The organism is Halorubellus litoreus (genome assembly GCF_055378595.1).
Map to the genome: position 1 here is coordinate 781076 of NZ_AP043836.1, position 12383 is coordinate 793458.

Consider the following 12383-nt stretch of genomic DNA (forward strand, 5'->3'; position numbering starts at 1 on the left):
GTTGGCCTGGCACCGTGGTGATCGACGACGCTGGCTCCGGGTCGGTCACCCATCGTATCAAACCCCCCACCCCCCACCCCCACTCCCATCCCACCCGGTTCTTTTGCTCGTCGCCCGATCGCGAGTTGCGAGAAGGGAGGCGTCGGCCGACTGTCCGTAGCACGTACCGTCGACCGCCCCGAGCACGCACCATCGACCGCCCGGAGGACGTACGGGACGGCGGGTCGACCGGGCACGGGACGACCGGTGACCGCACCCCCGGACGCACGCTTCCGGTGTCCGCATAGCGCGGAGCGTGTCTCCGTGGCTGCCAGACGCTGCGCCCGAGCTCGCGTTCCGAGAGGGGAGCGCGGGCGCCGGCGACCGCCCGTGGTCCCGGGCGTCGTGCACGGCCGAGATTCGAACGACGGCGGGCGCCCGTCGTGTCGATTTAGGCACTCCCCTGTCAGGTTCCGGAGCGGGAACCGCTCGAGGCGGCTCGTTATCGGCTCGATAATAAAAGGCCCCGGGAGCGAACGGAGGGACGATGCAAGCAGTGGTTCTCGCAGCTGGCGAAGGCACACGAATCAGGCCGCTCTCGCGAACGCAAGCGAAGCCGATGCTCCCCGTCGGAGACGGCCCGCTCGTCGAGCGCACGATGGCGTCGGCGGTGGACGCCGGCGCCGACGAACTCGTGCTCGTCGTCGGGTACGAGGGCGACGACGTCCGCGAGCACTTCGGCGACAGCTACCGGGGGACGCCGGTCAAGTACGCCGAACAGACCGAACAGCGCGGGACCGCCCACGCCGTCAAGGCTGCAGCCGACCACCTGGACGGCCCGTTCGCGGTCCTGAACGGCGACGGCTACTTCGACCCGACGAGCGTCCAGGAACTCTTCGACGCCCGGCCCGCAATCCTCTCCTATCGCGCCGACGACCCGACCGCGTACGGCGTGCTCGACACCGAGGACGGCGCGGTGACGGACGTCGTCGAGAAGCCCGACGACCCACCGGGGAACCTCGTGAACGCCGGCGCGTACGTGTTCCCCGAGGAAGCCACCGGTTGGCTGGACGTCCCGGAGACCGAGCGCGGCGAGAAAGAGCTCACGGACGTCCTCGAGCGCGTCATCGACGAGTTCGCGGTGACGCCAGTGGAGGTCGACGAGTGGCTGGACGTCGGCCACCCGTGGGAGCTACTGGAGGCGAACGAACGCTACGTCGCGACCCTCGACCGTCGCGTCGACGGCGACGTGAGCGACGACGCGACCCTCGAAGGCGACGTCGTCGTCGAAGACGGTGCGACAGTGAAGGCCGGGACCCTCATCGAGGGACCCGCGCTGGTGCGCGAAGGGGCGACCGTCGGCCCGAACGCGTACGTTCGCGGCGCGACCCTCATCGACGAAGGTGCGACCGTCGGGAACGCCGTCGAAGTGAAGAACAGCATCGTCGGGAAGGATTCGAGCGTCGCACACCTCTCGTACCTCGGCGACAGCGTCCTCGGCCGGAACGTGAACTTCGGCGCGGGCACGGTCGTCGCGAACCTCCGGCACGACGACGCGGACGTGAAGCTCACGACGAAAGGCGAGCGCGTGTCCACGGGACGCCGGAAGTTCGGCGTGGTCGCGGGCGACGACGCCGCCACTGGAATCGACACGAGCCTGAACGCCGGCGTCACGCTCGGCGTCGGCGCGACCACCACGCCCGGCGAGACACTCACGCGCGACCGATGGTAGGCCGGACACGTAGCGTGCGCGCCACGCCCGGCGCGAACCACCACCCTGGTGCGGGCTCCACCGTCCGACGTCGCCGGGCCGAACGAACCGAACTCTCGAGTCCGCCCCTCACGAGATGAGCAGGAGCATCGTCACGGCGTTCCTCTCGACGGTCGGAAGCCGGCTCGTCGGACTGGTAGTGACGGCTGCGATCACGCCGCTACTCATCCACTACCTCGGCGTGGGCACGTACGGTGAGTACGCGACGATCATGAGCGTGTTCGCGCTCCTCACGGTCTTCATGAGTTCGGGGACGAACAGCGGTGTGAAGAAGTACATCGCAGAGCAGCGGTCGATGCCGAACTGGAAGGATCACGTGTTCGGGTACTACTTCCGGCTGGCGACGCTGCTCGCGGTTCTCGCCGCGATCGGGTTCGCGGTCGCCGCACACCTCGGGCTCGTCGCCATGCTCTGGGGCGAGAAGTACACGCCGTACTTCTACCTCCTCGGCGGGATGGCGCTCGCCGTCCAGTACCGCGAGTACGTCCGTCGGACGCTCATGGGCCTCAAGCTCGAGCACGTCTCGGAGCCACTGACGGTCCTCTACCGCGTCGTGTTCGGCGTGATCGCCGTTGCGCTCGCCGCGCTCGGGTTCGGCGTCCCGGGCATCATCGTCGCGCAGGTCGCGGCGAGCCTCGTCGCGGTCGCGGTCGGCCTCTACGTCGTCCGGAAGCACCTGTCCCTCGAGAAGGTCACGGGGTCGACACCGTCGCGGTTCCCGGACTCGGAGCTGTTCAGTTTCAACCACGAGACGATCGCGTACGTCTTCCTCCTGACGTCCCTGTACCACATCGACGTCCTGATGCTGGAGTCGGCGGCGTCGAGCGAGATCGTCGGGTACTACAAGGCCGCGCTCGTGCTCGTCCAGTTCCTCTGGATCCTCCCGCGGTCCGTGCAGGGCGTCATGATCCAGTCGACGTCGGACCTCTGGGAGCAGGGCCGCCTTGGCCGCATCACGGACCTGGCGTCGCGGACGACGCGGTACGTCCTCCTGCTCACGCTCCTGCTCGCGATGGGAATGGCAGCGCTCGCGTCCACGTTCGTTCCGCTGTACCTCGGCGAGCAGATGACGCCCGCGGTCACGCCGCTGCTGCTCTTGCTCCCGGGGACCGTCGGGTTCGCGGTCGCGCGCCCACTGCTCGCGATCAGTCACGCGAAAGGCGACGTGAAGACGCTGATCGCGGCGACGTGGGCGTCCGCGACCCTGAACTTCGCACTGAACCTCAACCTCATTCCGATGTACGGTGCCGCGGGCGCGGCGCTCGCGACCACGATCGGGTACGCGAGCCTCCCGCTATTCAACGCGTACGCGGCCCGCGAACTCGGGTACGACCCGCTGAACGACCTCCGGCCGGTCCGGATCGCGGTGACGACCGTCATCGCTGCCGTCCCGATCTACCTCCTCCCGAGCATCATCGAGAACGACGTCCTCGAACTGGTCATCATTCCCGTCGTCGGGTTCGTCGTGTTCGCCGCCGCGGCGCTCGTCTCGGGCGCGGTCGACGTCGAGGAGCTCTCGGACTTCCTGGACTCCCTCCCGGGACCGCTCGGTGGCGACGGTCGCTCGATCGACGGCTCCATCGGGAGTCGGAAGGCGTTCCGGAGCGACGGCGGCGTCCCGCTCGCCGCGCGCACGCAACGCCTGCTCGTGCTCGTCGGGCTCGCGCTCGTCGTCCTCGGTATCGTCGCGATGGCGAACGTCTGAGCGCTCAGGAGAGGCGGTATTCGTCGCTTCGACCCGCCCTCGGAACCGAGTCTCGACGGCATCCCAGCAACCACCCGCACCCGAAGCGCGGACCGGTCCCGTCGCTCCCGAGTTTCGCTTGTTTGAATCGTCTTAAATCGGGATACGGCGAGCGGACCGCGACGAGAACGGTCGAGGAGCGGTGCGTGCGCGCCAGGGCGCGCTACGAGAGCTTGCTCAGTGCCGCACCGAGCGTCTCGCGGACGGGCGACTTCCGGTCGTTGACGGGTTCGTCCTCGGTCTCCGCGAGGAGCGCGCGCGCCTCGCGGGTAACGGGCTCCGTGCGGCGGTCTTCGCGCTTTCCGGTCTGCACCTCGAGCGCGGTCTCCATGAGCGAGCGATGCGAGCGGTTCCGGAGGAGGTTCAGGAGCGCGAGCATCTGCGGGCCTCGCGCGTCGGCGTCCCAGATGACGTCCCGGTCGACGTGCTGGCTTGGCGTGGTGAGCTGGGAGACGAAGTCGCCGGCGACCGCCCGTCGGAGCCAGCGCGTGTACCGCTGCTGGAACACGTCCACGGCGACGCTCTGCCAGAACGCGCGGTGCGTCTCGCTGTCCGCGGTGACCTCGGCGAGCCGATGGACGTACGACAGGCGTTCGTCCGCGTCGAACCGATCGCCGGCCGCGAGGACCGTGTCGTCGACGGTCTCCGTCGGTATCAACGTCACCTCGCTGACGGCGTCGTCCGCGAACGTGACGTCGATCGCGAGCCCGGACTGCGTGCTCGGGCGGTCGGGCATCGGGAACAGGAAGTTCCCGAGACTGTAGAAGATCGGCGCGTCGTCGTACACCTCCCAGCCCTGCGGGACGTGCGGGTGGTGGCCGACCACGAGGTCCGCGCCCGCGTCCACGAGCTCCCGCAGTCGCCGCCGATGGTGGCGCGGCGGTACGGGCACGAACTCGACGCCGCCGTGCGCGTTCACGACCACGACGTCCGCTTCCGTCGAGCGAACGCGCTCCAGCGTTTCGGGATGGTGGAGCCACGCAGTCCCGGGCGCATCCGCGTCCGCGGTCCCGAACTCGCGCTCGCAGAAGCTGAAGATGGCGACGGACGTCCCGTTCACGTCGAAGCGAACGGGCATCATCGCGGCGTCTTCCGTGTCGCCAGCGCCGACGGTCGTCAGACCGGAGTCCTCGCATTCGGCGATCGTCCCGAACAGGCCGTCGGCGCCGTAATCCATCGCGTGATTGTTCGCGAGCGTCACGCAGTCGAACCCGGCGGCGTCCAGTATCGCGGGGACCTCTTGGTCGGTGTCGTTCGTCGGCCCGGACTTCGCGATGGGTTCGCCGTAGCCGGCGACGGGCGCTTCGAGGTTCGCGGTCGCGACGTCGGCGTTACGCGCTCGCGATGCGAGCGCGGTCCCGACGGGTGCGTCCGTCGCTGTCCGGTGTCGATACTTCACGTCGCCGGCGGCGAAGAGCGACCACGCGTCTCCCGACGCGTCAGCGGCAACGTCGACCGTTCGTTCCGGCGACGGAACGTCGTCGACGATGGCTTGCCAGTCCCGTGAATCCATACCTACGTCCACGCCGCCCCGCCAGATAAGCCCCTGAGACGCTCCAGATTCTTAGTGAGCCGATAAACATGGTGGCTCGGATCGTGGTTCGAATAGAGTCATCGATGCACCAGTTGCGATCGACGTTCGACGACGAAGACGAACAGGTATCGAGTACACGCTGGCCGTTGGAATGCTCTCGGCCGTCGTGGTCGTGGCGGCCTGGCCCGCGAACGAGCGCGTCGGGTTCCAGTGGTGAGGCATGAGCGGGTCCCAGAAAGGCCTCGCGATCCTCGGGATCCTGTTCCTGGGGATCGGCGTCGTGCTGGCGGCCGTCCCCGCGGGCCTCGTCGGCGGCGCCGACGACCCGGGGTCGGGGGAGAACGAGCCGACGACTACGACGGTCGGGACCCTGACGACGACGGCGACTGGAACGACAGTTCCTTCGACGACGGCGCCAGCGGAGACGACGACGCAGGGCCAGACGACCACGACGACGGGGACGACTCAGACGACGGGGACGACTCAGACGACGGGGACGACTCAGACGACGGGGACGACTCAGACGACGACCTCGTCGACATCGACATCTTCGACGGAGACGACGACGGAGCCGACGACCACGACGACGACCACGACGGAGCCGACGACCACGACGACCACGACGACCACGACGGAACCGACGACCACGACGACCACGACGACCACGACGGAACCGACGACCACGACGACCACGACGACCACGACGACGACGGAGCCGACGACCACGACGACGACCACGACGACGACGGAGACGACGAACACGACGACCACCGGGGAGGACCTGGAGGTGACGGTCACCCCGGCGAAGGGCATGGCCCACCTCTCGTTCGCGGCGACTGACGTGGGGTCAGACGGAACCGCGGGCACGTCCGCGGCCGTCCTTTCGGTCATCGCGACGGGCGCCGTCGGCCTGCTCCGACGTCACTGACGGTCGCTCTCGGTTCGACGCGACCAGCCAACCAGCCAACCAACCCGCACTCGTTCTCCCCTCGACCACCCATCGTCCAGGAGCGACGCGTCGTCTCGGCGACGGCGCCGGTCGTCGTGGCCACGAACAGACACCGACGGACGCCGAGACGACACCCGCTCCATCACCACCCAGCGGATGTCGTCACTCGAGGACGTGGCACGCGAGAGAAACACAGCAACCGGCTAACAGGACCGACGGGGCGCGGCGACGACGACCGGACAACTACTCGAGGTACCCGAGGTCGCTCAGACGGTTCTCGACCGCTGCCTCCGGCGACGCCTCCTCGCCGGCGGCCTCGACTTCGCGATACGAGTGCTCGTTCGTCGACGCCACGGCCGGGAGCACGTCGCCGTCCATCCGGTCGCTCGTCGGCATCCCGAGCGCCGCGAGGATCGTCGGCGCGACGTCGAACAGGTGCGCGTCCGACAGGTCCGCGCTCGCGTCCACGCCCTCGCCCCACGCCGCGACGATACCGTCCATCTTGTGATTCCAGGACTCCGTCGGCTCCGCGAAGTACTCGCCGCGGACCTGATCGGAGAGGAAGTACTGGAAGTCCCGGGGTATCGTGACGATGTCGACCGCCTCGTCCGTGTGCGGGCCCTCGAAGTAGCGTTCGCGCGGCACGACCTCCTCGAACACGAGGTTCCCGTCCGGGTCCGTGACGGTTCGGAGGGACTCGATTATCTCCGCGCGCACCTCGTCGTACTCCTCGGGCGACACCTCGCCCGACGGGTCGCGGCCCTCGACGTTCAATCGCACGCCGAGTTCAGTCCGCGACCGCAGGTAGCCCGTGGACGACGGGAAGTCGACCTGCTCGTTGCCAGTGCGCGCCACGTCAGCGGGCGCGTACCGGAGCGCCACGTCCTCGAGATTCACCCGCTCCAGGGCCTTCCGGATGCGACTCGCCGTGAGGCCGACCTTCGCCGCACCGGACGCCACCTTCTCGACCACGCCCGGCTCCCACGAGTCGACGTCCTTCCCCTCGCGGAGGTCCTGCCGGATCGGGTTCCACGACGGCATGCCCTTCCCGCCGAGCGTGGTCTCCACGACGCCCTCGTCCTCGAGGTAGTCGTTCACGCGGAACTCGTAGCCCTCGTACTTCCCCATGCCGTGGTCGCTCGCGACGAACACCGTATCCGGGTCGTGCTCCTCGAGAATCTGATGGATCTCGTCGTCCGTCGCCTCGTACACCCGTCGGACCTTCTCCCAGTCGCCACCGAACTCGTGGAAGACCGTGTCCGTCTTCTGGAACTGCACGAACCCGAAGTCGGGGTCGTGCTCCCCGGCGAGGTAACGGAACGCCTCGCCGCGCATCCGTACGAGCGTCTCGTACTCGTCCATCTTCTCCGCCTCCGAGTACGAGTCGTCGCCGCGCGCGTACTCGGGGTAGACGCGGTACTCGCCGAGAGCCTCCCGGACCTCGTCGAACGTTCCCTCCGGGTGACAGCGCGGTTCCTCCGGCCCGATGAAGCCCGGGAGGATCGCGCCGTCGATGCTCGGCGGCGGATACGTCACGGGCGCGTTCACGACCACGCTCGACTTCCCCTGTTCGTCGAGGAGCTCCCAGAGCGTGCGTTCGTCGACGTGATCCGCGCTACTGACGTGCCAGTCGTAGCCGTCGTAGGACACGAACCCGAACACGCCGTGCTTCCCGGGATTCACGCCCGTGTACAGCGACGGCCACGCCGACGGCGTCCACGGCGGGACCTGTGATTCGAGCGAGCCGCTCGTCCCCTCCGCGGTCAGCGTCTCCAGCGTCGGTATCGAGTTCGTCTCCGAGAGCCGGTCGAAGACGTCCGGGCAGCCCGCGTCGATTCCGATGAGGAGGACGTCGAGTCCGTCCTCGCTCATCTCGTCTCACCGCGCTCGACGAACACGCTTGCGCCGGCGGCTGTCGGTTCGATATCGGTTCGATGAACGCGTCGGTGTTGCATGTGTTCCAGTGGTTGCGTGGAAGGTACCTTACTATCCGATGCGTAAGTCCAGAAAAGGCACCCGGTAAAGCCCCAGATGCACCCGTTAACTGGCGCGGAGTGTCACTCGACGGTGACGCTCTTCGCGAGGTTCCGGGGTTTGTCGATCGGACGGTCGAGCTGGTCGGCCGCGTGGTACGAGAGCAACTGAAGTTGGACGTTCGCGAGGAGCCCGAGCCACTCCGGGTTCGTGTCCGGGACCTCGAGGTGTGCGTCCGCGAAGCCGATCGAGTCGTGGTCGGGGGGCGCGACCGAGATGACGGGTGCGCCGCGCGTCTTCGCTTCCCTCGCGTTGTTCAGCGTCTTCGAGTCCTGCTCCTCGTCCCCGGTGAACACCGCGAACACGGGCGTGCGGTCGGTGACGAGCGCGAGCGGGCCGTGCTTGAGTTCGCCCGCGGCGAACCCTTCGGCGTGCTCGTACGTGATCTCCTTGAACTTCAGTGCGCCTTCCTTCGCGACGGCGTTCGCCATCCCGCGACCGATGAAGAAGTACGCCTCCTCGTCGGCGTACCGGCGCGCGATCGCTTCGGCGCGCGTCGACTCGAGGACGCGGTCGATGTGATCCGGGAGCGCCTGAAGGGAGTTCAGGAGCGACTGGATGTTCTCGTGCGCGGTCGCGTCCTCGATGTCGCTCAGGATGCACTGACTGAGGAGTGCGAGGGACACGACCTGCGACGAGAACGTCTTCGTCGCGGCGACACCGATCTCGGGGCCGGCGCGGATGAACAGCGCGTTGTCGGCTTCGCGCGCGGCGGTGGAGCCGACGACGTTCGTGACGGTCACGACCGTCGCGCCGCTTTCCTTCGCGCTCCGGAGCGCGGAGAGCGTGTCCGCGGTCTCGCCGGATTGCGTGACGCCGACGACGAGCGTGTCGTCGGTCACTTCCGCCTGGAGGTCGTACTCGCTCGCGCGGTAGGCGTCCGCCTGGATGTCGCCGTCGGTCAGGAGTTTCTCCGCGTACATCGCGGCGTGATAGCTCGTGCCGCAGCCGACGAGGTGGACGGTTCGGTGGTCATGGAACGTCCCCGGCGGGAAGTCCTCGAGGACGACGCGTCCGTCGCTCGCCAGGGCGCGGCCCTGGATGGTGTTGTCGAGCGCGGTCGGCTGGTGGTTGATCTCCTTGAGCATGTAGTGGTCGTACGTGCCCTTCCCGGTCTCGCTGGGGTCCCAGTCGACCGTGGTGACCTCGCGCGAGACCGAGTTCCCGTGGACGTCCATGAGTTCGAGGTTGCCGTCGGTGACGACGGCGACGTCGCCGTCCTCGAGGTAGATGACGTCGTCGGTGTAGTCGAGGAACGCCGGGACGTCGCTCGCGAGATAGTAGGAGTCGTCGCCGAGACCGACGACGAGCGGTGACCCCTTGCGGGCGGCGTAGATCGCCTCCTCGTCCTCGACGAGGGCTGCGATCGCGTAACTACCCTCGAGTTCCTGGACGGTGTCGCGGAATGCGTTCTCGAGCTCGTAGCCGGCGTCGAGGCGTTCGTCGATGAGGTGCGGGATGACCTCGGTGTCGGTATCGCTCGTGAACTCGCGGCCGTTGGCTTCGAGTCGCGTGCGGAGTTCGTCGTAGTTCTCGATGATGCCGTTGTGGACGACGGCGACGCGGCCGTCGTCGGCGGTGTGGGGGTGAGCGTTCTCGTCGGTCGGCGGGCCGTGCGTACTCCAGCGCGTGTGCCCGATACCGAGCGAGGACTGCTTGTCGAGGAGGTCGTCGTCCTTGAGTTCGTTGACGCGACCGGAGTGCTTGTGAACCTCGACGCCGTGTCCGTTCTGGATGGCGACGCCCGCGGAGTCGTAGCCGCGGTACTCGAGGTTCTCGAGGCCGGTGAAGAGTCGGTCGACTGACCGGTCGGGGCCGAGGCACGCGATGATGCCACACATCAGGCGGTCACCTCGTTCGAGTCGGTTGCGGTAGTCGTCGGGGGGCTGGGCGTGCTGATCGTCGTCCGGTCGTCAGCGTGACGTTCCGGGGGGGTATGGTCGGTCATGTGTAGATCAATCCGGTCTGTGTCCCGCCTGTGCCAGCGATGGGGTGCGGGTGTGCTTCTCGGGTTGTGTTCCCGACCTGTTTACTATAGAGTCGGTAAGACAGTTGTTAATAGAGCGGTAAGGGATTCGGCGGTTCGAGCGCGCTCCGCATCGAATCGTTCCGGAGCACGGGTTCCGTTGTAGCGGTCCGTTCAAATCGTTCATCGAGCGTCGCAGGCGCTGACTCGGTTCCTCCCTCGTCCGGGACGCGGGCGAGCGAGACGCGCTGGCGCCCGCCTACGACCCCCACCCGTGGTGCGTTGAGGGTGGGGTGAACTCGGCGGACCCGCGGTTCCGTCGGTGGGAACTTCGGGAACCGGTGGAGCGCCGATGACGGGCGTCCGACAGCCGCGGCCGACGCGTCAGCCGTCGCCGTCGACGCCCGCGCGTTCGCATCCACCCCACAGACCCAACCCGGACGGGGTGGATTCGGACCGGTTCGACCAATCCTCACGGACCGGCTGGGTTCGGACCGAGTCGGCCAATCCTCACGGACGGGGTGGATTCCGCGACCGCGGTGCCCGGGCTCCGTGGCTCGCGTTGGATTCCCCTCGGCCGATTCGGGTTCGTTCCGCGAACGAGTGGCGGTGGCGACGAGCGGGTGCGTGGCTACCGGCGCGGATCGACGAGGGAGCCAGAACCAGTGTGGTCGGAGGTCGTGCATCGAGAAGGCGAGTCGGTCCTTCGAACGGCGTCTCCCACGAGGCGGGCGACGCGACCCCGAGCGTTCAGGGTCTCGGAGACGCGGAATCCTCGCTCTCGTCCTCTGGGTACGCGATGAGGTTCTCACGGCCGACGCTGATCTTCCGGAGCTGGCCGTCGTCCTCCATCTTCGAGAGGAGGCGACTGACCTTCGACTTCGACCAGTCGGTCTCCTCGATGACCGTCGTCTGCTGGAGTCGACCGCCGTGCTCGTGGAGGAGTTGCTTCACGCGCTCCTGGTCCGTCATCACCGGCGGCGTCGTCTCGTCCGGCGACGCGTCCGGTCGCGGAACGTCGTGGACGGGCTCCGTCGACGACGCGTTGGACCCTGCGTCGGTCGTGCTTGCCGTCGGGGTCGCGTCCCCGGCAGGTGCGTCGTCGACGTTCCGGTCGCCGTTCGAATCCAGCCAGCCGAGGCGCGCCCGGATCGCTTCCTCGTCGATCCGAGGCGACGCGTACCGCGCACCGAACAGCGCGACGACGCCGAACGCGAGCAGGAACCCGAACGGCGACAGCGGGTCCGACGGATTCGTCCCGAGCCGTCGCTCGAAGCCGTCCGCGAGGAAGTCACCGTCCGAGTCCAACGCCGTCGGGTCCGTCCCGACCTCGAGTTCCGTCGCGTCCGTCAGACCGTCGTCGTCCGTGTCCGCGAGCGTCGGGTCCGTGCCGTTCACGAGCTCCTGGAAGTCCGAGAGGCCGTCGTCGTCCGTGTCCGCGTTCGTCGGGTCCGTGCCGAGACGGAGTTCGTTCGGGTCAGCGAGCCCGTCCTCGTCCGAGTCGACGGTCAGCGGGTTCATGCCCTTGTCGAGTTCCTCGCCGTCGCTGATGCCGTCGCCGTCGGTATCGGGGTCAGTGGGGTCGGTCCCGACCGATACCTCGCGTGCGTCGCGCGCACCGTCCTCGTCGGTGTCGGTCTCGAGCGGGTTCGTCCCGTGCTTCTTCACCTCGGCGCCGTCGCTGAGCGAGTCGCCGTCGGTGTCAGAGACCGTCATGTTCGTCCCGGCCTTCACCTCGCGCTGGTTCGAGAGCGAGTCATCGTCGAGGTCCGCCTGCTTCCCGACGACGACGACCGTCATCTCCGTCCGATCGAGGACTGCGGAGTCGTTCCGGAGCGTGACGGTGAGCGGCTGCTTGCCGGTGCGATTGAACGGCCAGCCGTTCGAGGACAACGCGACCGTGGTCGCGTTCCCGCTGAGGGTCGCGTTCTGGCAGACGGCGTTCGACTGCGTCGTCGTCTCATCGGACGCTTTCTCGCGTTCGAGACACACGACGACGCGGTCGTCGCGGGCGGTCGTCGGCGTGTCGATGGACACCGTCGCGGTATGGTTCGCGTCCGCCCAGAGCAACCGCTGGAAGCTACCGTTGTAGTCGACGACCGCGGGTCCGCTGAACGACACCCGCGAGATCGTCGGTGTCGCTGCCGTCGTCCCGTTCGCTGTCGTGGACTCGACCGCTGCCGTGGACTGGTTCACCGTCGTCGTCTCGCCGGTGGTGCCGGCGAGCGTCGAGGGCGACCCGACCGTTGCGGTTCGAGTCGGGTCCTGTGGGGTGGCTGCGGCCACCGCAGCGGGGGTGGCGCTTGCGACCCCGACGACCACGACGAGCGCGAGCGCGAACGCGCGACGGACGGCGTCGCGCGTCCACACCGGTCGCTCGTCGTTCGGGGACGGTTGCGCCTCCAT

7 protein-coding genes are annotated in these 12383 nt (G+C 68.1%); 3 read left to right on the top strand and 4 right to left on the bottom strand.

The window, feature by feature from the left end:
* Positions 1–526: 526 nt before the first annotated feature.
* The gene (glmU, locus tag ACZ48X_RS08070; protein ID WP_336352307.1) at positions 527–1711 is read left to right on the top strand and encodes a bifunctional sugar-1-phosphate nucleotidylyltransferase/acetyltransferase; all 1185 of its coding nucleotides are present in this window, start codon (positions 527–529) and stop codon (positions 1709–1711) included.
* A gap of 115 nt (positions 1712–1826) precedes the next feature.
* Positions 1827–3455 (top strand): lipopolysaccharide biosynthesis protein, encoded by a 1629-nt coding sequence (locus ACZ48X_RS08075; RefSeq protein WP_336352308.1) that lies wholly within the window; start codon positions 1827–1829, stop codon positions 3453–3455.
* A gap of 202 nt (positions 3456–3657) precedes the next feature.
* Here ACZ48X_RS08075 and ACZ48X_RS08080 read toward each other — a convergent pair whose 3' ends face one another.
* The gene (locus tag ACZ48X_RS08080) at positions 3658–5007 is read right to left on the bottom strand and encodes a CapA family protein (RefSeq protein ID WP_336352309.1); all 1350 of its coding nucleotides are present in this window, start codon (positions 5005–5007) and stop codon (positions 3658–3660) included.
* Positions 5008–5248: 241 nt separating this feature from the next.
* On the opposite strand from ACZ48X_RS08080, the gene ACZ48X_RS08085 reads away from it, so the two are divergent.
* A complete protein-coding gene (locus ACZ48X_RS08085; RefSeq protein WP_336352310.1) occupies positions 5249–5956 on the top strand; it encodes a hypothetical protein in 708 nt (235 codons plus the stop codon).
* A 264-nt stretch (positions 5957–6220) separates the two neighbouring features.
* Here the strand turns inward: ACZ48X_RS08085 and ACZ48X_RS08090 are convergent, their stop codons facing one another.
* The 3 genes from ACZ48X_RS08090 to ACZ48X_RS08100 all read right to left on the bottom strand — a co-directional run bounded on the left by ACZ48X_RS08090 (position 6221) and on the right by ACZ48X_RS08100 (position 12383).
* On the bottom strand, positions 6221–7849 hold the full coding sequence (locus tag ACZ48X_RS08090) for an alkaline phosphatase family protein (RefSeq protein WP_336352311.1): 1629 nt from the start codon (positions 7847–7849) through the stop codon (positions 6221–6223).
* 185 nt (positions 7850–8034) lie between these two features.
* Positions 8035–9852 (bottom strand): glutamine--fructose-6-phosphate transaminase (isomerizing), encoded by a 1818-nt coding sequence (gene glmS, locus ACZ48X_RS08095; protein ID WP_336352312.1) that lies wholly within the window; start codon positions 9850–9852, stop codon positions 8035–8037.
* Between the two features lie 875 nt (positions 9853–10727).
* Positions 10728–12383 carry a helix-turn-helix transcriptional regulator gene (locus tag ACZ48X_RS08100; protein ID WP_336352313.1) on the bottom strand — a complete coding sequence of 552 codons (1656 nt, stop codon included), beginning with the start codon at positions 12381–12383 and terminating at the stop codon, positions 10728–10730.